Genomic DNA, 26,215 nt, shown 5'->3' with positions numbered 1-26,215 from the left:
TGCGAGGAGGGGGGTGCGTTTCTTCAGTTCAAGAACAGGGCCTTGAGGCGGCGAGTGGTGAAGACCAGGCCGATCACGATCATCACGGCGTAGTACAGCACGTGCCAGAGCATTCCGGGTTCGATCTGCCCGGTGGTCAGGCCACGTACGAGGTCGACACCGTGCCAGAGCGGCAGCGCCTGGATCACGTACTGGACGCCCTGCGGGTAGACGCTGAGCGGGTAGAACGTGGCCGAGAACAAAAACATCGGCAGCAGTACAAAGTTGATCCAGTCCATCTGCTGGAAGGTCTTCATGTAGCTCGTCACCGCCATCCCGATACTCGCGAAGCCGAACGCGATGAGCACGACCGCCGGCAAGGCCAGAAGCGCCCACCAAGACAGGTTGAGCCCGAGCACCTGCATCACGAGCAGGAATCCGGTCGCGTAGAGCAGCCCGCGCAGCAGGGCGAGCGAGATCTCGCCAAGCGCAACGTCCAGCGGGCCAAGCGATGTGGACAGCATGCCCTCGTAGAGCTTGGCGAACTGCATCTTGAAGAACACGTTCCAGGTCGAGTCGTAGATCGCGCCGTTCATCGCGGCGACGGCGAGCAGGGCCGGGGCGATGAACGCCGCGTAGGACATCTGAGTGCCGTCAGCGGTCTGCACCTGGCCGATCAGGGCTCCCAGGCCGAGGCCCATCGACAACAGATAGAAGATGGGCTCGACGAATCCGCTGAGCACCACGAGCAAGTTGGTGCTGCGCGTGGCCCGCCACCCGCGCGCCATCACACTGCGCGCGTTGCCGGCATACAGACTGCCAAACCGGTCCGGAGCGGCAGCGGATGCCGCTACGGTCGATGGGGAGAGCTGAGGCCCGGTCATTTGTTCAACCGTCTGGTCGCGAGGCGGCGGGCCCAGATCCAGCCGATGGCCAGCAGGGCGGCCAGATAGAGCACGTGCACCAGGCTCAGCCAGATCGGCTCCGGCAGGCCGTAGGCGAAGACGCGAGAGAGTTCCGTGCCGTGCCAGAGCGGCGAGATCCAGCCGATCCACTGCAGGTACGGCGGCAGCACGTCGAGCGGGAAGAACGTGCCCGAAAACAGAGTCATCGGTAGAACCACGAAGCGTTCCACCATAACTAGCTGCCCGGTGTCATCTTTCAGGGTGGCCGTGTAGGCCATCACGAGCACGCCAAAGGCCAGCCCGGTCAGTAGCGCCACCGGCGCGGCGACGAACCCGAACCTTCCGGGCACCGCACTGAAGACGAGCATGAACACGTAGAAAATAGTGCAGGTGACGAGCATGCGAGCCGCGACCGATATGACGAGGCCGTTGATGATCTGGCCGGGCTGGATGGAGCTCGCATTCATACCGAAAAAGGTAGGGTTCCACCTGAAGCCGAGCATGATCGGGTACGTGAACTCCTCAGTGGCTACGGCGATCGCGCTGCTTGCAAGCAGCGCCGGCGCCAGAAAGGCAAGGTAGCTCACCCCGGTGACGGCGTCATCCCCGAGATTGCCGTCTACGAGGCCGGCCAGGCCCACGCCCATCGCGTAGAGGTAGACGAACGGGCTGCCGACGGCGGTGAAGAGCACGGTCTGGGCGTACGACCGCATGACCCGAAACCGGTGCTCGGCCACATACCAGGAGCCGTAACGCCGAGTGCGCGCCGCGGCTTTAACGGCCGCCGCGAGCGTCTCTGCGCGCTTGCCGTCGCTGATGCCTTCCGTTTGATTGCTCATTCGATCAGGTTTCGGCCGGTGAGCCTCAGGAACACGTCTTCCAGGCTGGGGCGGCGTACGAGGCTGGTGATCGGGTGGAGGCCGGCAGCGGTCATCCGCTCTAATTCGTTTTCGCCACTGTCGCTGTAGACCAAAATACGGTCGGGCAGCACGTCGACTCGCTCACCATAGCCCTGGATGCGACCGGCGACCTCAGCGTTTTGGGTAGAACCGAAGCGCACTTCGAGTACTTCACGGGACGAATAGCGGCGAATGAGGTCGGCCGGGGAGCCCTCGGCCATGATACGACCCTGATCGACCACGACGAGGCGGTCGCAGAGTTGTTCAGCCTCGTCCATGTAATGGGTGGTGAGAAGCAGCGTCGTGCCCTGCTCCTTGAGGCGGAACAGACGGTCCCACAGAATGTGGCGCGCCTGCGGGTCGAGGCCGGTCGTGGGTTCGTCGAGCAGCAGGATGCGCGGGTCGTTGATGAGCGCCCTGGCAATGGTGAGGCGGCGTTTCATACCGCCAGAGAGATCATCGACCTTGGCACCGGCCTTGTCGGCGAGCTGGGCGAATTCGAGCAGTTCGTCGGCGCGGCGGGCGACGCGGGCGCGTGGCAGTCCGAAGTACCGGCCGTAGACCAGCAGGTTCTCGCGCACCTTCAGTTCCATGTCGAGGTTGTTCTCCTGCGGCACGACGCCGAGCTGCGAACGAATCTCGGGACCATACCGGTTCGGGTCGAGGCCGAGCACGTCGAGGTCACCGCTCGTTCGGGTGGAGACCGCGCCGATCATGCGCATCGTCGTGGACTTGCCCGCGCCATTGGGGCCGAGCAGCCCGAAAGACTCCCCCGGCGCGACCTCAAAACTAATGCCGTCGACGGCGACGAACTCCTTCGAGTTTTTGACCGGATAACTCTTGACGAGATTCTGGGCGGCGATGACAGGCGCTGGCACAGCTCTAACCTAGACCGCCCCCGCTTTAGTGGGGATGGTTCGCATCTGGGACGGTTAAGATTTACCAGTGACTACCGCTAGCCGTGTGCCCGAAACCTCCGCTGCCCCAGCTTCGCCCACCGCAGCCAAGCCGCCGCGCGGCCGCCGCGGCCGTGCCGCTCCTACCGGGCCGAGGGCGACGTTCAGCCAGTTGCTGCCCTACCTGTTCGAGCACAAAAAGGTGCTCAGCGTCGTCATCGTATTGAGCGTGCTCGGCGCTGCCGCGAGTCTGGCCCAGCCTCTGCTCGTCAGCCGGGTCATCACGATCGTGCAGGCTAACGATCCGCTCGGATCGCTCGTCGGCCTGCTGATCGCCCTCGTAGTCATTTCGGGCCTGATCAGCGGCTACCAGCACTACCTGTTGCAGCGCACCGGTGAGGGGGTTGTGCTCTCGAGCCGTCGCAAACTGGTCGGGCGTCTGCTGCGCCTGCCGATCAGCGAGTTCGACGCGCGTCGCACCGGAGACCTCGTCTCCCGCGTCGGCAGCGACACCACCCTGCTGCGCGCAGTGCTCACCCAGGGCCTGGTCGAAGCCATCGGCGGATCACTCACTTTCATCGGCGCTCTCGTGGCAATGCTCATCATCGACCCGGTGCTGCTCGGACTGACCGTGCTCGTCATCGCGGTGTCGGTGGTCACCGTCATCCTGCTCTCGCGTCGCATCCGCACGGCGAGCACGGCAGCCCAGGCGAAGGTCGGTGACCTCGCCGCGAGCGTTGAGCGTGCCATCAGTGCCATTCGCACCGTGCGTGCGTCCAATGCGACCGAGCGCGAAGTCGCCGTGATCGAAGAAGACGCTCGCGGCGCCTGGCGCATGGGCATCAAGGTCGCCAAGATCAGCGCCCTCGTCGTGCCGATCGCGGGTATCGCCATGCAGGTGTCGTTTCTCGTGGTGCTCGGCGTCGGCGGTTTTCGCGTCGCCAGCGACGCCATCACGATCGCCGACCTGGTCGCGTTCATTCTGTTCCTGTTCCTGATGATCATGCCGCTCGGCCAGTTCTTCGGCGCCATCACCTCGGTCAACGCGGCGCTCGGCGCCCTCGGCCGTATCCAGGAAATCATCGACCTGCCCGCCGAAGACCAGTTCGACCGCGATATCGCACCACTGGCCATGACGGTCGGCGCCGCCAACGAGAAGGTCAACCCCGAAGCCGCCGCAATCAGCTTCGAGAATGTGCATTTCGGGTACGCTGCGGTGCCAGTCGAGGTTGACGCCGAAGCAGATCATGACAAACCGACGACAACGGATGCTGCCGGCACGGTCGCTTCCGCCGGCTCGGTCGCTTCCGCCGACCCCGTCGGCGCCGTGGAAGCCCGTCCCGTGCTCAAGGGAGTCTCCTTCAGTGCCCCGCGCGGGCTGCGCACGGCGCTCGTCGGGCCCAGCGGTGCCGGCAAGAGCACGATCCTCGCCCTGATCGAACGGTTCTACGACGTCTCCGATGGCACAGTGCGGCTCGGTGGGCTGGACATCCGTTCGCTGGATCGCACCGCGTTGCGGTCCCAGATCGGCTATGTCGAGCAGGACGCCCCGGTGCTCGCCGGATCGCTGCGCGACAACCTGACGCTCGCCACCCCGGACGCCACCGACGAGGACTGCATCAAGGTGCTGCATGCCGTCAATCTCGGCGAGGTGCTCGAGCGCGACCCCGCTGGGCTGGGAGCTGCTGTCGGCGAATCGGGAGTCAAGCTCTCCGGTGGCGAACGCCAACGACTCGCCATCGCCCGGGCGCTGCTCGCGGCTCCGCCGATTCTGCTGCTCGACGAGTCGACGTCGAGCCTCGACGGCAAAAATGAGCAGATGATGCGGGAGGCCATCGATGCCGTTGCGGCCGACCGCACGCTCATCGTCATCGCGCACCGTTTGTCGACCGTCGTTGACAGCGACCAGATCGTGGTGCTCGACCACGGTGAGGTTGTCGGCGTCGGCACGCACTCCGAACTCGTTGTCTCTACGCCCCTGTACCGGGATCTCGCCAAGCACCAGCTTCTGGTCTAGCCAGCCGCGCCGGCCGGGTGCCTCAAACCGGTATCGGCTCGTCTCAGCCACCGGAGTCGGACTGAAAGGACGCGAACAGCCCTGCCGCGTGAGGCGACAGGGCCGTTACTGCTGCAGAAACTAGTCCTTCAGGTGGTACCGCACGCTCGCGAGCTCGGCCCGGAGCGCCGGCGGGACCTTGTCACCGAACTTGTCGAAGTATTCCTCGGTCAGGTCACATTCGGCGAGCCAGCTGTTCTGGTCGATCGCGAACAACTGGTCGACGGCTTCCTTCGACAGGTCGAGACCGTCGAGATTCAGGCCGTCCTCGGCCGGAAGCAGGCCGATCGGGGTATCGATGGCGTCGGCGGTGCCCTGGATGCGGCGAATCATCCATTCGAGTACCCGCGAGTTCTCGCCGAAACCGGGCCAGATGAAAGCGCCGTCCGGACCCTTGCGGAACCAGTTGACCTGAAAGATCGCCGGGGCGTTGGTGCCGAGTTCCTTGCCGACTTTGAGCCAGTGGCCCCAGTAGTCGGCCATGTTGTAGCCACAGAACGGGAGCATCGCGAACGGGTCGCGTCGCAGCTCGCCGACGATGCCGTCAGCGGCGGCGGTCTTCTCCGACGAGATCGTGGCTCCCATGAATACACCGTGTTTCCAGCTGCGCGCCTGCGCGACCAGCGGAACGTTCGTCGCCCGACGGCCTCCGAACACGATGGCGTCGATCGGTACGCCACCGGCAGCTTCCCAGTCGTCGGCGATCGACGGGCACTGGGCGGCCGCGACGGTGAAACGCGAGTTGGGGTGGGCGGCGGTGCGGCCGGAGTCGGGCGTCCAGTCATTGCCCTGCCAGTCGATCAGGTGGTCGGGAGCTTTATCGGTGAGGCCTTCCCACCAGACGTCTCCGTCGTCGCGCAGTGCGACGTTGGTGAAGATGGTGTTGCCCCACATGGTGGAGACGGCGGTCGGGTTGGTGGTTTCACCGGTGCCGGGGGCGACTCCGAAGAAGCCGGCCTCTGGATTGATCGCCCACAGGCGACCATCTTCGCCCTGGCGCAGCCAGGCGATGTCGTCGCCGATGGTCTCGACCGTCCAACCGGGGATGGTCGGGCGCAGCATCGACAGGTTCGTCTTGCCGCAGGCCGACGGGAACGCGGCCGCCATGTGGAACACGCCGCCCTCGGGCGAGATCAGCTTGATGAGCAGCATGTGCTCGGCGAGCCAGCCCTCGTCACGTCCCATCACCGATGCGATGCGCAGAGCGAAGGACTTCTTCGACAGCAGGGCGTTTCCACCGTAGCCGGAACCGTAGGACCAGACCTCGCGGGTGTCGGGAAACTGCACGATGTACTTGTCGTCGTTGCAGGGCCACTCCACCTCGGGGCGGGTGATGCCCGACTGGTCGACGAGCGGGTAGCCGACGCTGTGTACGGTGTGCACCCACGGTTCTCCGGCTTCGATCATGGTCAGCACGGTCTCACCCATGCGCGTCATGATGCCCATGTTGAGGACGACGTAGGGAGAGTCGGTGATCTCGACGCCGAGCTGCGAGATGGGCCCGCCAAGCGGGCCCATCGAGAACGGCACGATGTACATGGTGCGACCGCGCATGCAGCCGGCGAAGACTCCGCGCAGTTCGGCGCGCATGGCGGACGGTTCGGCCCAGTTGTTGGTGGGGCCGGCATCCGCTTCAGCGTTGGAGCAGATGAAGGTGCGGTTCTCGACGCGGGCGACGTCCGTCGGATTGGTTCGAGCAAGAAAGCTGTTGGGGCGCCATTCCGGGTTCAGCCGGATGAGTTGGCCGGAGGCGACGAGCAGTTTGGAGAGGTCGTTGGCCTCGCGCTTGGAGCCGTCGCACCAGACGATCGCGTCGGGTTCGGTCAGGCGTGCAATCTCGTCGACCCAGGCTTGCAGGTTGGGGTCGGTGCTCCCCGTGCGACGCGGGTTGGCGTCCCCGGCGCTCTGGCGGGAATGGGTGAGGGTCATCGTCTGGCCTTTCTGTACTGCTCGGGTAGGTACAAAGTTGTGGGACGCCGGGCTGCGTTGTGTGCAGGACATTGCCTACGACCAGAATTTTGGCCACATCTTCAGAGTGGCCCCCCTTCAGATGAGAAACCGCGATATTGCAGGTTAAGAATCATCATTCTTTAGATATCGTTAAGGAATGTCGCCTCAAGCTTCCGATCTGATCACCCTCGGTCATCGCATCCGTCATTTTCGTGGCGAGCGCGGTCTGACCCTCGACCAGCTCGGTGAGCGGGTCCGCCTCGCCGGCAGCCAGCTGTCCCTGATCGAGAATGGCCGCCGCGAACCGAAACTGTCGACCCTGCAGGACCTCGCGACCGCGTTGTCGGTCGATCTGGCCGAGCTGCTGCGCCGGGAAGCGCCCAATAACCGTGCGGCGCTGGAGATCGAACTGGATCGGGCCCAGAAGAATCCGCTGTACGGGGCGCTGGGACTGCCAATGGTCAAAGTCACGAAGGGGATGCCTCTGCCGGCCATCGAGTCGCTTCTCGGCCTGCACCGCGAGCTGTCGCGCCGGGCCAGCGAAGCTATCGCGACGCCGGAGGAGGCGCGGCGTGCCAACACCGAATTGCGCGAACGGATGCGCGAGCAGGGCAACTACATGCCCGAGATCGAAAAGCTCGTGGAGGAGCGGGTGCGCGCCAGCGGGCATACTTCGGGTGCCCTCACCCACCGCGAGGTCAGTGTCATGGCCGATCAGCTCGGCTTCAGCCTGATCTATGTCAATGACCTGCCGGGCTCCACCCGATCGGTCACCGACCTCGCCAACGGTCGCATCTACCTGCCGCCGGCCTCGATTCCCGGCGGGCATGGCCTGCGATCGATGGCGTTGCAGGCGATGGGCCACCGGCTGCTCGGGCACGAACGGCCCGTCAGCTACGCCGAGTTCCTCTGGCAGCGACTCGAGATCAACTACTTCGCGGCGGCGTGTTTGATGCCGCGCGAAGCGTCCGTTGCCTTTCTTGCACATGCCAAGCAGGAGCGGGAGTTGGCCGTGGAAGACTTTCGCGACGCCTTCGGCGTGACCCATGAGGCGGCGGCGTTGCGATTGACCAACCTCGCCACGTCCCACCTCGACATGACGCTGCATTTTCTGCGAGTCAACGGCGACGGCGCTCTGCAGAAGGGGTACGAGAACGACGACCTGCCGTTTCCGGTGGACGTCACCGGGTCGATCGAAGGGCAGTACGTCTGCAAGCAGTGGAGCGCCCGCAGCGCCTTCACCCACACCAACCGCACCACCGAGTATTACCAGTACACCGACACCCCGGCCGGCACGTACTGGTCGGCGACGCAGACCGGGTCGACGGATGCCGGCGAGTTCTCGATCAGCGTCGGCGTTCCGTTTGCGCAGGCCAAGTGGTTTCGCGGGCGGGAGACCACGCAGCGCACGGTATCGCGCTGCCCCGATGAGTCGTGCTGCCGTCGACCCGATTCGGATGCCGCCGCCCGCTGGGCTGGGCGGGCCTGGCCGAGCGCCCGGCTGCACGCGCACGTGTTGTCGCCGTTGCCGTCCGGAACTTTTCCCGGCGTTGACGATTCCGAGGTGTACGCGTTCCTCGAGGCACACGCGGCGGAGTAGCGGCACTTTATAGTGTGACGCCGGTAGCTGATCGCGCAGAATTTCTAGAAAACAGTATGCGTCTGATTGCGGCCCCTCCGGGACGGCCTGATCAGGCGTCAGCCGGCAGACGCCAATTGCGCCACAGGGCGAAGATGAGTAGCAGAACGGGGACGATTCCGACAATCAGATACGCCGAATCACCCCACTCTTTGTGCACGAGCGAAACGCCGAAAACCAGCAGACCGATGTAGAGCATTCTCCAGCCCAGCATCAGCAATTTTTGGCGAACCGTGGGTCCCACGAAGGTTTGCCGGCCCCGGTTCGGCCCGGATATCCTCACGGCTTCGACCAGACCGATTGCCGTCGAGACAGTGATGAGAGCAAAGCCGAGCAGGAGATCCATCAGTGCTGCCTCTGCGCGGTGACGCGCCGATTATGCCAGACCCGAACCAGGTCGAACGGAACCAGAACGGCGATGCCGAGCAGCACGAACGCCCACGGGCCAACCTCGGCATTCGCGCGGACCAGCCAGACGGCGTAACCGATGCCGCCGGCCAACCCGGCCAGAACCAGAATGGTGCCGAATATCGCTGCCATGCGGTCGCGCCCCCATTGTGTCGATACTACGACTCTAAACGCTCAGAAGTCCCGGGCGCGACTATCTGGCTGCGGGCGGCTGAGGGCGGCCAGGCCGCCAATGACTACTTCGGCTGCATCCGAATCGCCCCGTCGAGACGGATGGTTTCTCCGTTGAGCATGGGATTTTCGATGATATGCCGCACTAGGAATGCAAATTCGTCGGGGTCGCCGAGTCGGGACGGGTGCGGCACCTGGGCGCCCAGGGAGTCCCGCACCGGCTGCGGCAGCCCCTGCAGCATGGGAGTGTCGAAGATTCCGGGCGCAATGGACATAACCCGAATCAGGCTTTGCGCGAACTCGCGGGCCAAAGGAAGGGTCATCGCGGCGACGCCACCCTTGGAGGCAGCGTAGGCCGCCTGCCCGATCTGCCCGTCAAACGCGGCGACCGATGCCGTGTTGACGATAACGCCGCGTTCGGCGCCGCCGTGGCGGTCCGCGTCACCGACGGGTTCGGTGCGCTGCATTGCCGCGGCGGCCAGTCGCACGACGTTGAACGTACCCACGAGGTTGATGCGAATAGCGCGTTCGAAGTCTTCGAGCGGCAGCGGCCCATCGCGTCCGACCGTGCGAGCGCCCGGCGCGATGCCGGCGCAATTGACCACGATGCGCAGCGGACCCTGGGCCACCGCGACGTCGACGGCGGTCTGCACATCGCCGGCGCTCGTCACATCGCCGGCGACGAACCGGGCCCGTTCGCCAAGGGAGGCGGCGATCTCCTCGCCGGGGGCACCGGGCAGATCCAGCAACACCACGGATGCCCCGGCTTCGTGCAGGGTGCGAACACAGGCCAGGCCGAGGCCGGAGGCGCCTCCGGTGATGAGGGCGGAGCATCCGCTATTGAGCACATTGACGGCGTGCATCAGAGCCTCTCGATCAGGGTGGCGTTGGCCATGCCGCCTCCCTCGCACATGGCCTGCAGCCCCCATCGACCTCCGGTCATTTCGAGGTGGTTGAGCAGGGTCCCCAGCAGGCGGGTACCCGAGGAACCGAGCGCGTGGCCCAGGGCGATGGCGCCGCCACGCGGGTTGAGGCAATCGGGGTCGGCGTGAAGCTCGTGCAGCCACGCCAGCGGCACGCTCGCGAAGGCCTCGTTGATCTCATAAGCGTCGATGTCGTCGATACTCAGACCGGCCCGCGAGAGGATGCGCTGGGTCGCCGGAATCACGCCGGTCAGCATGAGCAGCGGGTCACTTCCCACCACGGTGAAACTGTGAAAGCGGGCGCGGGCGTTGAGGCCGAGCTGGTCAGCCCGCTTGGCGCTCATGATCAGGGTCGCCGAGGCGCCGTCGGTCAGCGGCGAGGAGTTGCCGGCCGTGACATGCCAGCCAAGCTTCGGAAACCGGGCCGCGAGTGCATCGGTACGAAAGGCGGGCAGCAGGCCCACCAGCGAGGCGTGCGACGTGCCGGCGCGAATGGTCTCGTCCTCGCTGACCACGCTGCCGTCCGGCCGGGTGACGGTCACGATTTCGCCGGAGAAATCTCCCCGTTCGGCCGTCGCTGCTGCGCGCCGGTGGGAGCGGGCCGCGTAGTTGTCGAGGGCGTCGCGGCCGAGGTTCCATTTTTGGTTGATGAGCTCGGCGGAGACGCCCTGGTTCACCAGTTCGTCGGGATAGCGCTCATGCATGAGAGTGCCGTATGGGTCTTGAGAGCCGGCCGATGACCCGAGCGGAACGCGACTCATCGACTCGACGCCGCACGCGATGACGACGTCAGCGCTGCCGCTCATGACGGCCTGGGCGGCGAAGGCGGTTGCTTGCTGGCTGGATCCGCACTGCCGGTCGATCGTGGTGCCGGGAACGGTGTCGGGAAACCCGGCGCTCAAGAGAGCGGTGCGGGTGACGTTGTTGCTCTGCTCGCCGACCTGGCTGACGCAGCCGCCGATCACGTCGTCAACGAGCCCCGAGTCGAGGTCGTTGCGGCTGACCAGCTCGCGCAGCACGGTGGCCAGAAGGTCGGCCGGATGAATGCCGTCGAGAGCTCCCCCGGGTTTGCCCCGGCCCGATGGGGTGCGCAGAACGTCCACGATGACAGCTTCATTGCTCATGACCCCAGCCTAGGCCCGCCGGGGCGACAACAGCGGGAGGCCGATGTCCGGCTACTGGGACAGGGCCCACATCGCGACGGCACTCGCCGCGGCCACGTTGAGCGAGTCGATGCCGTGCTTCATCGGAATCTGCACGACGCTGTCCGATGCGGCGAGCGCCTCGGGCGTGAGCCCCTCTCCTTCGGCGCCGAGCAGCAGGGCCAGGTGCTCATGCCCAGTGCCATCGAAATCGCGCAGGCTGACCGCGTCGGGGGTGAGGGCGAGGGCGGCCACGTGGAAGCCGTGCCGGGTGAGCAGGGCGCGGGTCTCCATCCAGTCGCCGACCCGGGTCCACGGCACCTGCAGCACGGTCCCCATCGACACGCGAATGGCCCGGCGGTAGAAGGGGTCGGAGCAGCGGGGCGTGACCAGAATCGCATCCGCCCCGATGGCGCCGGCCGAGCGAAAGATGGCGCCGACGTTGGTCGGGTCCGATACGTTTTCGAGGATGACGATGCGGCGCGCACTGGCCAGCAGGGCATCGGCGTGCGGCAGCTCTGGCCGGTTCATCGCTGCGATCACACCGCGATGCAGAATATATCCGGTGAGATCGGCGAGCAGGTCGCCAGGACCGACGAACACCGGAATTTCGGCTGCGTAGTCGCCGAGCACCGCGAGTGCCTCGTCGGCCGTGTTGCCAAGAGCGAGCACCGATCGCGGAGCATGCCCCGCTCGCAGGGCCCGCTCGAGCACGAGGGCCGACTCGGCGATGTACAGCCCATGTTCGGTGCCGCGGGCTTTCTTCAGGGCCACGTCGGTGAGGTGGGCGTAGTCGACCAGTCGTGGGTCGCTCAGGTCATCGATAGCGATCAGGGGCATCCGCAAAGTCTAACGAGCGGCCCGAGCGGCCCCCTCGGCCCGCGCCCGGGCAGGTGCCCCTGTCGGCCCGCGCCACTCTGCGCATAACTCCTGCAATTTGCCGGCCGNCCCCCCCCCCCCCCCCGGAATTTCCGGGGGTCGAACGGCCACCCGCCGCGGATTGCAGGAGTTATGCGCCACGGTGGCTCGGGCTGGCGCAGCGGAGATGGAGCTACTTCGTGCGCACCGTCTGCACGGCCAGGGCGAGGTTGCCGTCGGCGAGGCTGCCCCAGGCGTACACGATGGTGTTCGTGCGCGCGGCGATGCGCACGTCGGCCGGACCGATGAGCGCTGCAGTGGTACCGGCAGCGGCAACCGCTGCTGAAATGGTACCGACCGGTAGCGCGAGCACGGACTCGTTCGGGTTGGTCAGGCCGGAAATGGCCGGGGCTCCGTTGGCGAGCACGTCGACGGCGGGGGCGGCAGCAACGTGACGCACGGTCAGGCGGCCCTGGCCGTCGCCGGGCGCTGAAGTGTCGTTCGTGAACAAGGCGGCGGTCGGAACCCCGGTCTCACTGAGGTGGGCATTGGCCGTGTAGTTCAGGCCGGATGCGACCGTGAGGTCGACCGGACCGATCACAGGAGCACTCGCGTCGGCGGCATCCGCTGCGGTGATGGCGAGGGTGTAGCTGCCGGCCGCAAGACGGAACGTCTTCGTGAGGGTGCAGGGTTCGAAGTTGTCGATGACTCGCTTGTTGTCGACATACACGTCAACCACGACGCCGGGGATCGCGTGCAGCACCGAAACGGATGCCCGCGTGGCAGCCCGAGTGCGTACCGTCTGTACGAACAGGGCGAGGTTTCCCTTGGCGAGGCTACCCCAGGCGTACACGATGGTGTTAGCACGCGGGGCGATCGTGACATCGGCCGGGCCGAGCAGCGGAGCCGTGGTTCCGGCAGCGGCGACGACAGCACTGATCGTGCCGACCGGCAGGTCGAGCATGGCCTGCGACGGGTTGGTCAAGCCGGCGACGGCCTCCGCACCGTTCGCGAGCACGTCGACGGCGGGAGCGGCTGCAACGTGGCGCACCGTGAGACGGCCCTGCCCGGCAGCCAGCGGCGTGGTGTCGTCGTTGAACAAAGTGGCGGTGGGAATACCGGTGTCACCGAGGTAGGCGACGGCCGTGAAGCTGCGGCCAGCCGTGAGGGTCACGGTGGTCGAACCGCTGAGTGCGATGTCGACCACCGGCTTGCCGTTGGCGCTGCCGCCGAGCACGAAGGGGTCCATGGCGGAAATCTTGACGGTGTGCGTGCCGGCTGTAAGTTTCAACGGGCCGAGCAGTGTTCCCGGCGTGAAGTCGCCGACAACGACACGGCCGTCCACCGAAATGTCGAGGATCAGCCCGGGAATGGCGTGTAGCACCGACACCGAGGCGGTGCCCGGTGCCGCAGATGCCGCGGGCACGGCCGCCTGAGCCGGCGCGAACCCGGCGAGGGCGACGAGGAGGCCGGCGGATATTCCGACGGCGATGGACTTGCGCATTGCTACCTCCATCGGGTCGTTACGGCAGGCGGCTTCGCCTCCCTGCTAACAACTTCCCTGCTCCGCCGAGTTTTGGATGCACCGTCAGAAAGTTTTTCGACGCTAGAGCACGTGCAGTTCACCGCGAGGTACGCGCGGTCCGCCACGCGAGTATCGCGTTCGGCGAGAGCCATGCGGCGCAGGTCGTCCGCAGCTATATGCCTGGCATCAATAGGAGTCATCGGACACCTCCAACCGGGTGCGCAAGCGCGTCAGGCTGCGGCGCATATGGCTCTTGACCGTACCGAGCGGCAGCCCGAGGATGCTGGCGATCTGCACCTGGGTGAGATCGTCGAAAAAGGCCAGCCGCATCACCTCGCGGGGCACCGGCTCCAGGCGGTTGATTTCGTCACCGATCAGTACCCGGTTGACGACGCTGACACTGTCATCGGAATGCTGTGCTGAGATGGTCGCGGCGAGGCAGTCCTCGAGCCGACGCTGTCGCCTGCGCACCTCATGGGCGTCCGCGATCATGTGCCGGGCGATCCCGATCAGCCAGTCCGGCAGCCGGGAGCGGGCCGGGTCGAACCCCACGCGCCCGCACCAGGCCGCGATGAACACCTTCTGGGTGACGTCTTCGGCGTCGGTCGCATTGGCGAGCGAACGTACGGCGATCGTGAGCACCAGCGGTGACCAGCGTGCGTAGGCTGCGGCCAACGCGCGCTCGTCGCCATCGCAAAACGCGCGGTCCACTGCCTCGTCATCGTCGGTGGGTGCACTCACGTCGGGGTGGGTCCTTGGGGTCAAAACACGAGCTGGACAGGGCAGCGAGAGCCGAACCCTTCGGGCATCACCCCTCGCGCCCACCAGCTTAGTGAGGTTTCTTCACTTCAGGCGGGACTTCGCAGCCGCACAAAGAGGGCCACAGCAGCAGGCCCGACGCCGCGCACTGTGACCCTCCCGTGGTGGGACAGTTACTTCCTAAGTTCTCTCCTTGACAGTAAGACGGATGCACCCTGCCGCAGATTGACCGGCCGCTCACGAACAGCGTGTTAGGGAACGGGCGTGAGCGTGTACTTCGTCGAGAGGTATTCCTGGATACCCTCGAGCCCGCCCTCACGACCCAGACCGGACTGCTTCACGCCGCCGAACGGTGCGGCCGCGTTCGAGACGACGCCGGTGTTCAGCCCCATCATGCCGGTCTGCAAGGTGTCGATCATGCGCTGGCTGCGGGCGAGGTCGGTCGTGTAGACGTAGCTGATCAGGCCAAACTCGGTGTCGCTGGCGAGGCGCACCGCATCCGCTTCGTCGGTGAAGGTGCTGATGGCGAGCACCGGACCGAAGATTTCGTCGCGCAGAATATCGCTGCCCGGCTGGATATCGGTGAGTACGGTGGGTGCGTAGAAGGAGCCCTCGCGGTCGATTGCGGCACCGCCGGTTATCAGGGTCGCACCGCGGGTGAGGGCGTCCTGCACGAGGGAATCGGCCTTGGCGACGGCTTTGCCGTCGATGAGCGGGCCAATGGTGATGCCGGTCTCGGTACCACGCCCGATCTGGAACGCCTCGACTTTTTCGGTGATCCGGCGGGTGAATTCGGCGGCGACGGACTCGTGCACGATGAAGCGGTTGGCTGCAGTGCAGGCCTGGCCGATGTTGCGGAACTTTGCGATGATCGCTCCATCAACGGCCTGATCGAGGTCGGCATCGGCGAAAACGACGAAGGGGGCGTTGCCACCGAGTTCCATCGAAGTGCGCAGCACATTCTCGGCGGACAGCTTGATGAGGGATTTGCCGACCGCGGTCGACCCGGTGAAACTGAGTTTGCGAAGGCGCGGGTCGGTGATGATCGGCTCGGAGACCGTGCCGGACTGTGATGTCGTGATGACGTTGACAACCCCGGCAGGCAGGCCGACCTCTTCGAGCAGAGCCACGAAGTGCAGGGTGGTCAGCGGAGTGAGCGCGGCCGGCTTGACAACGACGGTGCAGCCGGCGGCGAGTGCCGGGGCGATCTTGCGCGTCGCCATGGCCAGCGGAAAGTTCCACGGGGTGATCAAGAAGCAGGGACCAACCGGGTGCTGGGTGACGATCATGCGACCGGTGCCCTCGGGGTTAGCGCTGTAACGGCCACTGATGCGCACGGCTTCTTCGCTGAACCAGCGCAAAAACTCGCCGCCGTAGGCGACCTCCCCGAGCGCCTCGGGCAGTGGCTTGCCCATTTCGATGGTCATGAGCAGCGCGAACTCATGTTTACGTTCCTGCAGCAGATCGAAGGTGCGGCGCAGAATTTCACCCCGCACGCGGGCGGGAGTCGCGGCCCAGCCGGCCTGGGCGGCATCGGCGGCGTCGAGGGCGGCGGCGCCATCGGCCACGCTCGCGTCAGCGATGGTCTTGATCACACGACCGGTGGCCGGGTCGGTGACATCGAGGGTGCGCCCGCCGGTCGCAGCGACCCACTGCCCGTTGATGTAGAGCTGGCCCGGCACTCGAGCGAGGAGCTCCGATTCGTTCGTTGGCGCGTCGGTAACAACTGTCATTGCATCTCCCATGCTTGTCTCTGCCCGTCGATCTGACGCTAATAGCCTAACGGCGCTCACCGACAGGGTCGGTGGGCGCTCATGCTTCTACGGGGTTGCGCCATTCGCGTGATCGTATATTATTTCAAATACACACGCAGCGCTGCGAGAGGATGTCCCATGCAGAAGCCCACGTCATTCACCGGCACCCCCGGCAAGGTGATCGCCCTGCACCTCAACTATCCCTCGCGCATTGCCCAGCGCGGCCGCGTGCCGGAGCAGCCCTCCTACTTTCTGAAGCCCGGCTCCTCGGTGAGCGCGTCCGGCACCCCGATTGAACGCCCGGCCGGCACCGAACTGCTCGCCTTCGAGGGCGAGATCGCCCTGATCATCGGCCACAGGGTCCGTCGAGTGAGCCCGGAGCAGGGCTGGGCGGCCGTCTCCGGCGTCACCGCCGCAAACGACTTCGGCGTCTACGATCTGCGCTATGCCGACAAGGGGTCGAATCTGAAGTCCAAGGGCGGAGACGGCTTCACCCCTCTTGGCCCGCACGTGATCAACGCCAGGGGCGTTGAACCCGATGCCCTCCGGGTGCGTACCTGGGTCAACGGCGAGTTGGTGCAGGAAGACACCACCACGCACCTGGTCTTCCCGTTCGGCCGCCTGGTCGCCGATCTCTCCCAGCTGATGACGCTCGAGCCGGGCGACGTGATTCTCACCGGGACCCCCGCTGGGTCCTCCGTGGTGCAGCCCGGCGACGTGGTCGAGGTCGAAGTGGATGCCCCGACTGCGCCGGGCGCGCCGAGCAGCGGGCGACTGGTCACCCCGGTCGTCGCCGGCACGATCGCGATGGCCGAATATGGCGCCAGCCCGAAGATCGACGATCTGCAGCGGGCCGCGGCGTGGGGTTCGACCCAAGCGGCCGGGCTGGCAGCTTCGGCCAGCTCAGCCAGCGTTCTGACCGACGAACTCAAAGCGAAGATCAACTCGGTCGGAACGGCCACGCTCAGCTCTCAACTGCGCAAACGCGGCCTGAACAACGTCTCGATCGACGGACTCCAGTCCACTCGTCCCACCAAACGTCTGGTGGGGCTCGCCCGAACCCTGCGATTCATTCCCAACCGGGAGGACCTCTTCATCGCCCACGGCGGCGGCTACAACGCGCAAAAGCGCGCCTTCGATTCGCTCCGCCCCGATGATGTGCTCGTGATCGAGGCTCGCGGCGAGACCGGCACCGGCACGGTCGGGGACATCCTCGCCCTTCGCGCCCAGGTCAACGGCGCAGCCGGTCTGGTGACGGATGGCGGGGTGCGCGACGTGACCGCCGTGGCCGCCCTCGAGATGCCCACGTACTTCGCCAACGCGCATCCGGCCGTTCTCGGCCGTCGTCACGTGCCGTGGGACACTGACCTCACCATCGCCTGCGGTGGTGCGGCTGTGCAGCCCGGCGATGTGATCGTGGGAGACGCTGACGGTGTCCTCGTGATTCCGCCGCACGTGATCGAGGAGGTCGTCACCGACGCGATCGCGCAGGAGCGTGAGGAGACCTTCATCGCCGAGATGGTTGCCGCGGGCGAGGGCGTCGACGGGCTGTACCCGATGAACGCCACCTGGAAAGGGCGGTACCAAAAATGGTCGCCCCAGTGACGCTCCCTCCCATCGGCGTGAGCAAGTCCCAACTCGCCTATCAATGGATCAAGTCACGCATCTCCGACGGAACGTTCACGCCGGGCTACCGCTTAGTACTCGGCGCGATCGGTAAGGATCTGGGCGTGAGCGTCGTACCGGTGCGCGAGGCGATCCGGCGCCTCGAAGCGGAGGGGCTCATCACCTTCGAGCGCAACGTCGGGGCGCAGGTCGCGATGCTCGAAGAGACCGAATATCTCTATACGATGCAAACGCTGAGCGTCGTCGAGGGCGTCGCGACGGCCCTGTCGGCGCCATTCATCACCACCACCGACATCGAACGTGCCCGCACGGTCAACCAGGCCATGATCACCTCCCTCGAAGACCTCAACCCGCACCGGTTCACCGAACTCAACCTCGAATTCCACTCGATCCTGTTCGAGAACTGTCCGAACCCGCACATCCTCGATCTGGTGCACCGCGGCTGGAACCGCATGAAGGTGCTGCGCGACTCCACTTTCAGCTTCGTGCCCGGCCGCGCTCGCGACTCCGTAACGGAGCACGACAACCTGCTACAGCTGATCGCGTCGGGCACCGACGCGCTCACACTCGAGTTGGCCGCGCGCGCCCATCGCACCGGCACACTGGATGCCTTCCTCGCATACCAGAAGTCGCAGCACCCCAGCCGATATCCGCCCCGTCCCCGAGAAAGAGAGCCTGAGCGATGACGCAGACGTCTGTCCAGACCGCACACTACGTACCGGCCGACCTGCCCACCAGCATCCGTCATTTCATCGGTGGCGAATTCGTCGACAGCGTCGGCGGCGAAACGTTTGACGTGCTCGACCCAGTGTCGAACCAGACCTACGCCACCGCGGCCGCCGGCCAGCAGGCGGACATCGATCTGGCCGTCGCAGCCGCGAAGGACGCCTTCGACAACGGACCGTGGCCGCGCATGCTGCCCCGCGCCCGCGCCCGGGTACTGCACCGCATCGCCGACGCCGTCGAGGCGCAGGATGCCCGGCTCGCCGAGTTGGAAACCTTCGATACCGGGCTGCCGGTCACGCAGGCGCTCGGCCAGGCGCAACGGGCGGCCGAGAACTTTCGCTTCTTCGCTGACCTGATCGTGGCGCAGGCCGACGACACCTATAAGGTACCCGGCAAGCAGATCAACTACGTCAACCGTAAGCCGGTCGGTGTCGCCGGGCTGATCACCCCGTGGAACACCCCGTTCATGCTCGAAAGCTGGAAGCTCGCGCCCGCGCTTGCCTCCGGCTGCACCGTCGTGCTGAAACCGGCCGAATTCACGCCGCTGTCAGCGAGCCTGTGGGCCGAGATCTTTCGCACGGCGGGCGTTCCCGACGGTGTGTTCAACCTGGTCAACGGCATCGGCGAGAGGGCCGGCGACGCGCTGGTGAAGCATCCCGACGTGCCGCTCATCTCCTTCACCGGCGAAACCACCACGGGCCAGACCATTTACCGCAACTGCGCCGCGAACCTCAAGGGCATGTCCATGGAGCTCGGCGGTAAGTCACCCGCGGTCGTCTTCGCCGACGCCGACCTCGACGCCGCGATCGACTCGACCCTGTTCGGCGTGTTCTCGCTGAATGGCGAGCGGTGCACCGCGTCGAGTCGCATCCTGGTGGAGCGCTCCATCTACGATGACTTCTGCGCCCGCTACGCGGCCCGCGCAGCACGCATCGTCGTCGGCGACCCACACGACCCCAGGACCGAAGTCGGCGCGCTCGTGCACCCCGAGCACTACGCCAAGGTCATGGGCTACGTCGAGATCGGCAAGACCGAGGGACGTCTGCTCGCCGGCGGCGGTCGCCCGGCCGGGCTTCCCGAATGGTTGGCACGGGGCAACTACGTCTCCCCCACGGTGTTTGCCGACGTCGCCCCGACCGCCCGTATCTTTCAGGAGGAGATCTTCGGCCCGGTCGTGACCATCACCCCCTTCGAAACGGATGCCGACGCGCTCGCCCTGGCCAATGGTGTGAAGTACGGGTTGGCGGCCTACATCTGGACCACCGATCTCAGTCGCGCACACAACTTCGCCCAGTCCGTCGATGCCGGGATGGTCTGGTTGAACTCGCACAACGTGCGGGACCTTCGCACCCCGTTCGGCGGAGTCAAAGCCTCCGGCCTCGGCCACGAGGGAGGCTACCGATCGATCGACTTCTACACCGACTCGCAGGCCGTACACATCACGCTCGCCCCGGTGCACCCGCCCCGCTTCGGCGGCAAGTAGCTTGTTTTCAGTTCCGCGGCCACCGATCAGCGAGGAGAACCCCATGACAATTCCGATCCCGACTCCCACCCAGGCCCCGCCGGATATTCTCCGCTGCGCCTACATGGACATCGTCGTGACCGACCTGGCCACGTCGCGCGAGTTCTACGTCGATATTCTCGGCCTCGTCGTCACCGAGGAGAGCGACACCGAGATCTACCTGCGCAGCTTCGAGGAATTCATCCACCACAACCTGGTATTGCGCCAGGGGCCCATTGCCGCCGTCGCCGCGATGGCCTTTCGGGTGCGCAGCCCCGAAGACGTCGACCTCGCCGAGGCTTACTTTCAGGAGCTCGGCTGCCGCACCGAACGCCGCACCGAGGGCTTCGTGAGGGGCATCGGTGACAGCGTCCGCGTCGAAGACCCGCTCGGCTTTCCGTATGAGTTCTTCTATGCAACCACCCACGTGGAACGACTCGCCTGGCGCTACGACCTGCAGGGTCCAGGTGCGCTCGTGCGCCTCGACCACTTCAACCAGGTCACCCCCCACGTCGGCCGCGGACGTGGATACCTCGAAGACCTCGGCTTTCGCGTCACCGAAGACATCAAAGACGACGACGGCGTCACCTACGCGGCGTGGATGCGCCGCAAGGACACCGTGCACGACACCGCCCTCACCGGCGGTGCCGGGCCGCGCATGCACCACCTCGCCTTCGCCACGCACGAGAAGAACAACATCATCTACATTTGCGACAAACTCGGCGCCTTGCGCAAGAGCGACCTGATCGAGCGCGGACCCGGTCGTCACGGCGTCTCGAACGCGTTCTACCTGTACCTGCGTGACCCCGACGGCCACCGCGTCGAGATCTACACGCAGGATTACTACACCGGCGACCCCGACAACCCGGTTGTCACTTGGAACGTGCACGACAACCAGCGCCGCGACTGGTGGGGCAACCCCGTTGTACCCAGCTGGTACACGGATGCCTCGCTCGTGCTCGACCTCGACGGCAACCCCCAGCCCGTCATCGAACGCACCGAGTCGAGCGAAATGGCCGTGACCGTCGGCGCTGACGGCTTCTCGTACACGCGCAAGGACGACGAGCTGGCCGGCTTCAAACTCGGCAACACCCTGTAGGAAGAAGCGCGCGCATGCTTGACCAGTCAGTCATCGAAGAGATCGCCGACGAACTCGTCGCGGCCGGCCGAACCCGGTCGACGGTCCCCCTCCTCACCGCCCGCTACCCCGGCATGACCGTCGACGATGCCTACGCCGTGCAGAGCTTGTGGAGGGAGCGCGGCATCGCGGGCGGCCGCCGTCTCGTCGGCCACAAGATCGGCCTGACCTCCAAGGTCATGCAGAACGCCACCGGCATCACCGAACCCGATTACGGTGTGATCTTCGCTGACGAGGTCTATGAGAATGGCGCGAGCATCCGTTTCGACAGCTTCTCGAACGTGCGAATCGAAGTCGAGCTTGCCTTCGTGCTGGGCACGTCACTGTCCGGCCCGAACTGCACGTTGTTCGACGTGCTCGATGCCACGGACTACGTCGTTCCGGCGCTGGAAATCCTCAGCTCACGCATCGAAATGGCCGGCCGTACCATCGTCGACACCATCTCCGACAACGCGGCGATGGGCGGAATGGTGCTGGGCGGTACGCCCGTGAAGGTCGGCGATATCGACCTGCCCTGGGTGTCGGCGCTGCTCTACCGCAACCAGACCATCGAGGAATCCGGTGTGGCCGCGGCCGTGCTGGGCCACCCCGCTGCCGGCGTCTACTGGCTGGCGAACAAGCTCGCCCAGCACGAAGCCAGGCTCGAAGCCGGCGAGATCATTTTGGCCGGCTCGTTCACCCGCCCGATGTGGGTGGAACAGGGCGATACCGTGCACGCCGACTACGGACCGTTGGGAGCAATCACATGCCGATTCGAGTAATAGCAGAGCCGACCTTCCGAGACGTTCTTGCGAGCGCCTCACGTGCCCAGATCGGAATGTGGGTGTGCTCCGGCAGCGCGCTGGTGGCCGAAATCTGCGCCGGCAGCGGTCTCGACTGGCTGTTGATCGATACCGAACACAGCCCCAACGGCCTCGAGGCGACGCTCAGTCAGCTGCAGGCGGTGCACGGCTACCCGATCGTGCCGGTGGTGCGCGTACCAGCCGGCGAGCGTGTCATCGTGAAGCAACTGTTGGACCTCGGCGCTCAGAATCTGTTGATCCCCATGATCGACACTGCCGAGCAGGCCCGCGAGATGGCCGCCGCGGTGCGCTATGCGCCGCTCGGCGTTCGCGGCGTCGGCAGCGCCCTCGCCCGGGCATCCCGGTGGAACCGTATCGACGACTACCTGGCTCGCGCCAACGACACGATCTCACTGTTCGTGCAGATCGAGACGACGGATGCCGTGGCCAACATCGCCCAGATCGCCGCCGTCGACGGCATCGACGGCGTGTTCATCGGCCCCGCCGACCTCGCCGCGTCGATGGGCCTGCTCGGCCAGCAGGACCACCCCGACGTCATCGCCTCGGTCGAGCAGTGCATCCGCACGGTGTCGGCGCTCGGCAAACCCGCCGGCGTCAATGCCTTCGCCCCCGCAACCGCCGAGCGTTACCTGGCGGCGGGCGCCCGCTTCGTGCTCGTCGGTGCCGACGTGGCCGTTCTCGCCCGGGCCTCGGAGAAGCTCGCCGCGACGTTCATCAGGCCCGGCAGCACGGGCCCTGCCGTCGATGCCGTCCCACGAACGAGTTACTGAGCGCCCAGGCCGAATGCGAGAATGAGAGGGTGTCGATCCCCGAATTCGCCGAGACCTCCGGCAGCCCCGCCTCGGGGCCCGCCTCGGTGCCCGCCTCGGTGCCCGCCGCACACTCGCAGACCCTGTCGCGCGGCATTCGCATGCTGGAGATTCTCGCTGAATCCGGCGAACCGATGAGTATCCTCCAACTCGCCGCTGCCCTCGACGTGCACCGTTCGATCGCCTATCGCATCCTCCGCACCCTGGAAGATCACGGCCTCGTCGTGCGGGACCCGGCCGGACTGGTGCGGCTCGGCCCCCGCTTGGCCGCCCTGGCCCGCGGGGTGTCCCGCGACCTGCAGGCCGCGGCACTGCCCGTGCTTACCCGTATTGCCCACGACCTCGGCATGACCGCCTTCGTCGCCGTGCTTGACCTGGGCGAGGTGGTCACGCTCGTGAGTATCGAATCGCGCCAGCCCCACGCGACGGTGGCGCAGCGGCCCGGCACACGGCACCCGCTGCACGTGGGGGCACCAGGGATCGCCATCCAGTCCGCGCTGAACGCCGCGCAGTGGGCCGCGCTCGGTCTCACCGAAACTCGACGGAGCGAGGCCAGTGAGGTCGCTACTGTCGGCTATGCCTCCAGCCACGACGAGGTCATTCCCGGCCTGTCGTCGATCGCCGTGCCGCTGCCCGTGCCCGGGGATTCGCCTGCCGCCATCGCCGTCGTCTATATCTCGAGTCTGCATTCCCCCACCGACATCGGCGCAGCCCTCACCGAGGCTGCGCGCACGATCGTCGCCGAGCTTCGCTGACCCACTCTGCGTGTTGCACGCGCTACTGCGCGTCAATCGTGTATGCCGGGTGCGATTGTGCTCCACCTCCCGCACAAGCAACGATCCCGTACAATACTGACCAATAGGTAGGTAATCTTTGGTTTTGCTGCCATACTGCCCCCGTGCCGGTTTTCTCCGCACGATCCCCACACTGTGCATCAGTACCCGACCCAGCACCGCAATGAGATACAAGGGAGTATTCCATGGCCTTAACGACCGAGCGCACGCAGGCAATCAGCGCTAAACGGAATGAAGAACGGCGGGTCCTCGCCGGTACGATGGTCGGCACCACCATCGAGTGGTACGACTTTTTCATCTACGCCCAGGCCGCCGGCCTCGTACTGGCCGGCCTGTTCTTCGCCCCGCTTGCCGGCGAAAACGTGCCGCTCGCTCAGCTGATCGCCTGGGCGTCACTCGGCATTAGCTTCCTCGTCCGTCCGCTCGGCGCCATCATCGCCGGGCACCTCGGCGACCGCATCGGCCGCAAGGCGATGCTGGTGTTCACACTCGTCATGATGGGCGCGGCCACTGCTCTCATCGGCCTGCTGCCGACCTTTGACCAGATCGGCGTCTCGGCACCGATCCTGCTGATCGTGCTTCGCATCCTGCAAGGCTTCTCGGCCGGCGGCGAATGGGGCGGTGCGGCGCTCATGAGCGTCGAGCACGCACCGATCAACAAGCGCGGATTCTTCGGTGCCTACCCGCAGATCGGGGTTCCGGTCGGCCTCATTCTCGCCACGGGTGTCATGATCATCGTGACCACCTCGATGAGCGACGACGCGTTCCTCAGCTGGGGTTGGCGCATTCCGTTCCTCGTCTCCGTGCTACTCATCGTCGTCGGTTGGGTCATCCGCCGCGCGGTCGCCGAAAGCCCGGTCTTCAAAGAAATGCAGAACCGCAAGAAAGAATCTGCCGCCCCGATCAAGCAGCTCTTCCAGAACCACTCGCGTCAGGTCATCCTCACCGCATTGATCTTCATAGCCAACAACGCGGCCGGTTATATGCTCATCGCTTTCTTCGGCTCGTACGCCACCAAGCCCGCCGACGCTGGCGGACTCGGCATGGAGCGCACCCCTGTGCTCATCGCCAGCACTGTCGCCGCCGCGTTCTGGCTCGCGTCGACCATGCTCGGTGGAATCCTCTCCGACAAAATCGGCCGCGTGCGCACCTTCCAGCTCGGCTACGCGTTCCTCTTCATCTGGGCAATCCCGATGTTCCTGCTCGTCGACACCGGCGACATCGTCTGGTTTGCGCTCTCGCTCATCATCCTGGCGAGCGGACTCGGCTTCTCCTATGGCCCGCAGGCCGCGCTCTACGCCGAAATGTTCCCGGCCCAGGTGCGCTACTCCGGTGTTTCGATCGGCTACGCGCTCGGTGCGATTCTCGGTGGCGCGTTCGCCCCGCTCATCGCGCAACTGTTGCTCGATCAGACCGGTCAGTCCATCTCGATCGGCGTCTATCTCATGGTGCTCGCCGCGATATCCTTCGTCGCGGTGACCCTGGTGAAAGAGACGCGCGGGGTTGCGCTGGGCATCAGCACGCACGAGTAACTGTCGTAGATCACAACCGTGCCGCTTGGAATAACACTCTGGCGGCACGGTTTCTTCGTGCTTGCTGCGCGCGGGCTACGAGCCAGCGGCTCAGTTCAAGAACTCCAGGGCGGCTTGCGTGAACTCGGGGGCGGTCAGCGCGCTAAGGTGGGTGCGGCCGGGCAGTTCGACGTACCCGGCACCGCGTTCGGCCGCGAGCACGGCCACCCCCGCTGGAATCTGGTCGGCGCCGCCCGCCACGAATAATTGCGGGATGCCCACTGGCACGTCCAGGGTGCATCCCGCCATCCCCTGCACACACGCCCAGAGTGCCTCCCGGTCGGCACCAGCGGTGATCGCCGGCCCGAGTACGGCGGCGATGGTCGGGTCGGAAGGAAGGTCGCCAGAGAGCAGGAACCGGTTGACCTCGCCCTGGTCCCAGGTGTCGAATAGTTCGAGCGGCCCTGCCCCGCCGAGCACGAGGCTGCGCACGCGTTCGGGCGCAAGCCTGGCCAGGGCGGCCACGACCCGCGACCCCAGGGAATAACCGATTACGTCGACCCGCTCAAGTTCCAGTCTGTCGAGCACCGCCACGAGGTCAGCGGCCAGCTGCCTCGGTAGATAGTCGGCAGAGCGGTGCGGCCTGTCGCTGCGCCCGTGCCCGCGGAGGTCAGGCGTGATCGCGCCCCGCCCGACTTCCCCAAGTGCCCGCACCCACCCCGAGCCAATCCAGGTGACCGCCGCGGTCGACGCGAAACCGTGCACGAGCAGAACCGGTCGCTCCCCCGGGGCGGCATCAAAGGCAATTTGTACGCCATCGAGCCTGTTGGCGAATAGGGTCACTCGACGGCGTCGCTCACGGCAAACACCGCACCGGCGTGCGCCATCTCAGCGAGGGCGGTCGCCGTGGATTCCGCGGCGACACCGGCAACGAGATCGGTCAGCACCCGCACGCGCTGGCCGTGTTCGAGCGCGTCGAGAACGGAGGCTCGCACGCAGTGGTCCGTTGCGAGGCCGACGATGTCCACCTCGGTCACGCCGTGCTCGCTCAGCAACTCCGTCACCGTCTGCCCGGCCTCGGTGGCGCCCTCGAAAATGGAATATGCGGGCCGGCCCTGGCCCTTGCGAATGTGGAAGGTCACGGCATCCGTTGTCAGAGCCTTGTGGTACTCGGCGCCCGTCGTGCCGGCCACGCAGTGCACCGGCCAGGTTGTGACGTAGTCGGGCGCCGTATCGCGCGCGAAGTGGCCACCGTTGTCGTTGCCGATATCGTGCCAGTCACGCGAGGCGAAGACATATTTATAGGCATGCGGATGCTCGGCCAGCAGCACACTCACACCCGACGCGACCGCGGCCCCACCGTCAACGCCGAGCACTCCGCCCTCGGTGAAATCATTCTGAACGTCGATGATGAACAGTGCGCGGGTCATGAGGTCTCCTTGC

General features: G+C 65.9%; 24 protein-coding genes. 10 read left to right on the top strand and 14 right to left on the bottom strand.

The annotated features are described in order from the left end of the window. Positions 1-23 precede the first annotated feature (23 nt). From CXY72_RS09115 to CXY72_RS09105, 3 genes are read right to left on the bottom strand one after another with little or no spacing between them, the layout of a single operon-like run. On the bottom strand, positions 24-863 hold the full coding sequence (locus CXY72_RS09115) for an ABC transporter permease (protein WP_104127383.1): 840 nt from the start codon (positions 861-863) through the stop codon (positions 24-26). Next, positions 860-1,723, bottom strand: a complete 864-nt coding sequence (locus CXY72_RS09110; RefSeq protein WP_104127382.1) for an ABC transporter permease — start codon at positions 1,721-1,723, stop codon at positions 860-862. The genes CXY72_RS09115 and CXY72_RS09110 overlap by 4 nt, the downstream gene beginning before the upstream one ends. Continuing rightward, on the bottom strand, positions 1,720-2,661 hold the full coding sequence (locus CXY72_RS09105) for an ABC transporter ATP-binding protein (RefSeq protein WP_104127381.1): 942 nt from the start codon (positions 2,659-2,661) through the stop codon (positions 1,720-1,722). The genes CXY72_RS09110 and CXY72_RS09105 overlap by 4 nt, the downstream gene beginning before the upstream one ends. An 85-nt stretch (positions 2,662-2,746) precedes the next feature. On the opposite strand from CXY72_RS09105, the gene CXY72_RS09100 reads away from it, so the two are divergent. After that, positions 2,747-4,696: an ABC transporter ATP-binding protein gene (locus CXY72_RS09100; RefSeq protein ID WP_370446247.1), complete on the top strand. Its 1,950-nt coding sequence runs from the start codon at positions 2,747-2,749 to the stop codon at positions 4,694-4,696. Between the two features lie 120 nt (positions 4,697-4,816). Here the strand turns inward: CXY72_RS09100 and CXY72_RS09095 are convergent, their stop codons facing one another. Beyond that, positions 4,817-6,664, bottom strand: coding sequence for a phosphoenolpyruvate carboxykinase (GTP) (locus CXY72_RS09095; RefSeq protein ID WP_104127379.1), 1,848 nt, complete (start codon positions 6,662-6,664; stop codon positions 4,817-4,819). A 178-nt stretch (positions 6,665-6,842) separates the two neighbouring features. Between CXY72_RS09095 and CXY72_RS09090 the strand changes: the two genes are divergently transcribed. Further along, positions 6,843-8,285, top strand: a complete 1,443-nt coding sequence (locus CXY72_RS09090) for an XRE family transcriptional regulator (RefSeq protein WP_104127378.1) — start codon at positions 6,843-6,845, stop codon at positions 8,283-8,285. A 91-nt stretch (positions 8,286-8,376) separates the two neighbouring features. Here the strand turns inward: CXY72_RS09090 and CXY72_RS09085 are convergent, their stop codons facing one another. From CXY72_RS09085 to CXY72_RS09050, 8 genes are all read right to left on the bottom strand, one after another. After that, positions 8,377-8,670, bottom strand: a complete 294-nt coding sequence (locus CXY72_RS09085) for a hypothetical protein (protein ID WP_104127377.1) — start codon at positions 8,668-8,670, stop codon at positions 8,377-8,379. Next, complete coding sequence (locus tag CXY72_RS09080; protein ID WP_104127376.1) at positions 8,670-8,864, bottom strand: hypothetical protein; 195 nt, start codon at positions 8,862-8,864, stop codon at positions 8,670-8,672. Before CXY72_RS09080 ends, CXY72_RS09085 begins: the two co-directional genes overlap by 1 nt. 104 nt (positions 8,865-8,968) lie before the next feature. Then, entirely contained in the window at positions 8,969-9,766 is a 798-nt protein-coding gene (locus CXY72_RS09075) for a 3-hydroxyacyl-CoA dehydrogenase (RefSeq protein WP_104127375.1), read from the bottom strand. Then, a complete protein-coding gene (locus CXY72_RS09070) occupies positions 9,766-10,950 on the bottom strand; it encodes a thiolase family protein (RefSeq protein WP_104127374.1) in 1,185 nt (394 codons plus the stop codon). The genes CXY72_RS09075 and CXY72_RS09070 overlap by 1 nt, the downstream gene beginning before the upstream one ends. 51 nt (positions 10,951-11,001) lie before the next feature. Next, the gene (locus CXY72_RS09065) at positions 11,002-11,808 is read right to left on the bottom strand and encodes an RNA methyltransferase (protein WP_104127373.1); all 807 of its coding nucleotides are present in this window, start codon (positions 11,806-11,808) and stop codon (positions 11,002-11,004) included. A 211-nt stretch (positions 11,809-12,019) separates the two neighbouring features. Further along, a complete protein-coding gene (locus CXY72_RS09060) occupies positions 12,020-13,330 on the bottom strand; it encodes a DUF4397 domain-containing protein (protein WP_104127372.1) in 1,311 nt (436 codons plus the stop codon). A 207-nt stretch (positions 13,331-13,537) separates the two neighbouring features. Continuing rightward, positions 13,538-14,092 (bottom strand): RNA polymerase sigma factor, encoded by a 555-nt coding sequence (locus CXY72_RS09055; protein WP_104127371.1) that lies wholly within the window; start codon positions 14,090-14,092, stop codon positions 13,538-13,540. A 269-nt stretch (positions 14,093-14,361) separates the two neighbouring features. Then, the gene (locus CXY72_RS09050) at positions 14,362-15,843 is read right to left on the bottom strand and encodes an NAD-dependent succinate-semialdehyde dehydrogenase (protein ID WP_104127370.1); all 1,482 of its coding nucleotides are present in this window, start codon (positions 15,841-15,843) and stop codon (positions 14,362-14,364) included. A 159-nt stretch (positions 15,844-16,002) separates the two neighbouring features. Between CXY72_RS09050 and CXY72_RS09045 the strand changes: the two genes are divergently transcribed. The 8 genes from CXY72_RS09045 to CXY72_RS09010 all read left to right on the top strand — a co-directional run bounded on the left by CXY72_RS09045 (position 16,003) and on the right by CXY72_RS09010 (position 24,793). Next, complete coding sequence (locus tag CXY72_RS09045) at positions 16,003-17,469, top strand: fumarylacetoacetate hydrolase family protein (protein ID WP_104127369.1); 1,467 nt, start codon at positions 16,003-16,005, stop codon at positions 17,467-17,469. Next, on the top strand, positions 17,454-18,176 hold the full coding sequence (locus CXY72_RS09040) for a GntR family transcriptional regulator (protein ID WP_104127368.1): 723 nt from the start codon (positions 17,454-17,456) through the stop codon (positions 18,174-18,176). Before CXY72_RS09045 ends, CXY72_RS09040 begins: the two co-directional genes overlap by 16 nt. Next, a complete protein-coding gene (hpaE, locus tag CXY72_RS09035) occupies positions 18,173-19,699 on the top strand; it encodes a 5-carboxymethyl-2-hydroxymuconate semialdehyde dehydrogenase (protein ID WP_104127367.1) in 1,527 nt (508 codons plus the stop codon). The genes CXY72_RS09040 and hpaE overlap by 4 nt, the downstream gene beginning before the upstream one ends. Positions 19,700-19,742: 43 nt before the next feature. Beyond that, positions 19,743-20,816, top strand: a complete 1,074-nt coding sequence (gene hpaD / locus CXY72_RS09030) for a 3,4-dihydroxyphenylacetate 2,3-dioxygenase (protein WP_104127366.1) — start codon at positions 19,743-19,745, stop codon at positions 20,814-20,816. Positions 20,817-20,830: 14 nt separating this feature from the next. Next, the gene (gene hpaH / locus CXY72_RS09025) at positions 20,831-21,616 is read left to right on the top strand and encodes a 2-oxo-hept-4-ene-1,7-dioate hydratase (protein ID WP_104127365.1); all 786 of its coding nucleotides are present in this window, start codon (positions 20,831-20,833) and stop codon (positions 21,614-21,616) included. Next, entirely contained in the window at positions 21,601-22,428 is an 828-nt protein-coding gene (locus tag CXY72_RS09020) for an HpcH/HpaI aldolase/citrate lyase family protein (RefSeq protein ID WP_104127364.1), read from the top strand. The genes hpaH and CXY72_RS09020 overlap by 16 nt, the downstream gene beginning before the upstream one ends. A gap of 29 nt (positions 22,429-22,457) precedes the next feature. Next, positions 22,458-23,222 carry an IclR family transcriptional regulator gene (locus CXY72_RS09015; RefSeq protein WP_370446244.1) on the top strand — a complete coding sequence of 255 codons (765 nt, stop codon included), beginning with the start codon at positions 22,458-22,460 and terminating at the stop codon, positions 23,220-23,222. A gap of 224 nt (positions 23,223-23,446) precedes the next feature. Then, the gene (locus CXY72_RS09010) at positions 23,447-24,793 is read left to right on the top strand and encodes an MFS transporter (RefSeq protein WP_199183999.1); all 1,347 of its coding nucleotides are present in this window, start codon (positions 23,447-23,449) and stop codon (positions 24,791-24,793) included. A 90-nt stretch (positions 24,794-24,883) separates the two neighbouring features. Here CXY72_RS09010 and CXY72_RS09005 read toward each other — a convergent pair whose 3' ends face one another. Then, positions 24,884-25,615: an alpha/beta fold hydrolase gene (locus tag CXY72_RS09005; protein WP_104127363.1), complete on the bottom strand. Its 732-nt coding sequence runs from the start codon at positions 25,613-25,615 to the stop codon at positions 24,884-24,886. Then, positions 25,612-26,202, bottom strand: coding sequence for an isochorismatase family protein (locus CXY72_RS09000; protein ID WP_104127362.1), 591 nt, complete (start codon positions 26,200-26,202; stop codon positions 25,612-25,614). The genes CXY72_RS09005 and CXY72_RS09000 overlap by 4 nt, the downstream gene beginning before the upstream one ends. Positions 26,203-26,215 lie beyond the last annotated feature (13 nt).

The sequence above is a fragment of the Cryobacterium sp. Y57 genome, from assembly GCF_002929505.1.
Lineage (GTDB): Bacteria > Actinomycetota > Actinomycetes > Actinomycetales > Microbacteriaceae > Cryobacterium.
Note: the sequence above shows the minus strand (reverse complement) of the source record. Positions and strands in the feature narration are given on the sequence as shown.

Coding starts and splice junctions, on each gene's coding strand:
- CXY72_RS09115 (WP_104127383.1), bottom strand. CDS start 863: ATGACCGGGCCTCAGCTCTCCCCATCGACCGTAGCGGCATCCGCTGCC.
- CXY72_RS09110 (WP_104127382.1), bottom strand. CDS start 1,723: ATGAGCAATCAAACGGAAGGCATCAGCGACGGCAAGCGCGCAGAGACG.
- CXY72_RS09095 (WP_104127379.1), bottom strand. CDS start 6,664: ATGACCCTCACCCATTCCCGCCAGAGCGCCGGGGACGCCAACCCGCGT.
- CXY72_RS09090 (WP_104127378.1), top strand. CDS start 6,843: ATGTCGCCTCAAGCTTCCGATCTGATCACCCTCGGTCATCGCATCCGT.
- CXY72_RS09085 (WP_104127377.1), bottom strand. CDS start 8,670: ATGGATCTCCTGCTCGGCTTTGCTCTCATCACTGTCTCGACGGCAATC.
- CXY72_RS09080 (WP_104127376.1), bottom strand. CDS start 8,864: ATGGCAGCGATATTCGGCACCATTCTGGTTCTGGCCGGGTTGGCCGGC.
- CXY72_RS09075 (WP_104127375.1), bottom strand. CDS start 9,766: ATGCACGCCGTCAATGTGCTCAATAGCGGATGCTCCGCCCTCATCACC.
- CXY72_RS09070 (WP_104127374.1), bottom strand. CDS start 10,950: ATGAGCAATGAAGCTGTCATCGTGGACGTTCTGCGCACCCCATCGGGC.
- CXY72_RS09065 (WP_104127373.1), bottom strand. CDS start 11,808: ATGCCCCTGATCGCTATCGATGACCTGAGCGACCCACGACTGGTCGAC.
- CXY72_RS09060 (WP_104127372.1), bottom strand. CDS start 13,330: ATGCGCAAGTCCATCGCCGTCGGAATATCCGCCGGCCTCCTCGTCGCC.
- CXY72_RS09050 (WP_104127370.1), bottom strand. CDS start 15,843: ATGACAGTTGTTACCGACGCGCCAACGAACGAATCGGAGCTCCTCGCT.
- CXY72_RS09045 (WP_104127369.1), top strand. CDS start 16,003: ATGCAGAAGCCCACGTCATTCACCGGCACCCCCGGCAAGGTGATCGCC.
- CXY72_RS09040 (WP_104127368.1), top strand. CDS start 17,454: ATGGTCGCCCCAGTGACGCTCCCTCCCATCGGCGTGAGCAAGTCCCAA.
- hpaE (WP_104127367.1), top strand. CDS start 18,173: ATGACGCAGACGTCTGTCCAGACCGCACACTACGTACCGGCCGACCTG.
- hpaD (WP_104127366.1), top strand. CDS start 19,743: ATGACAATTCCGATCCCGACTCCCACCCAGGCCCCGCCGGATATTCTC.
- hpaH (WP_104127365.1), top strand. CDS start 20,831: ATGCTTGACCAGTCAGTCATCGAAGAGATCGCCGACGAACTCGTCGCG.
- CXY72_RS09020 (WP_104127364.1), top strand. CDS start 21,601: ATGCCGATTCGAGTAATAGCAGAGCCGACCTTCCGAGACGTTCTTGCG.
- CXY72_RS09010 (WP_199183999.1), top strand. CDS start 23,447: ATGGCCTTAACGACCGAGCGCACGCAGGCAATCAGCGCTAAACGGAAT.
- CXY72_RS09000 (WP_104127362.1), bottom strand. CDS start 26,202: ATGACCCGCGCACTGTTCATCATCGACGTTCAGAATGATTTCACCGAG.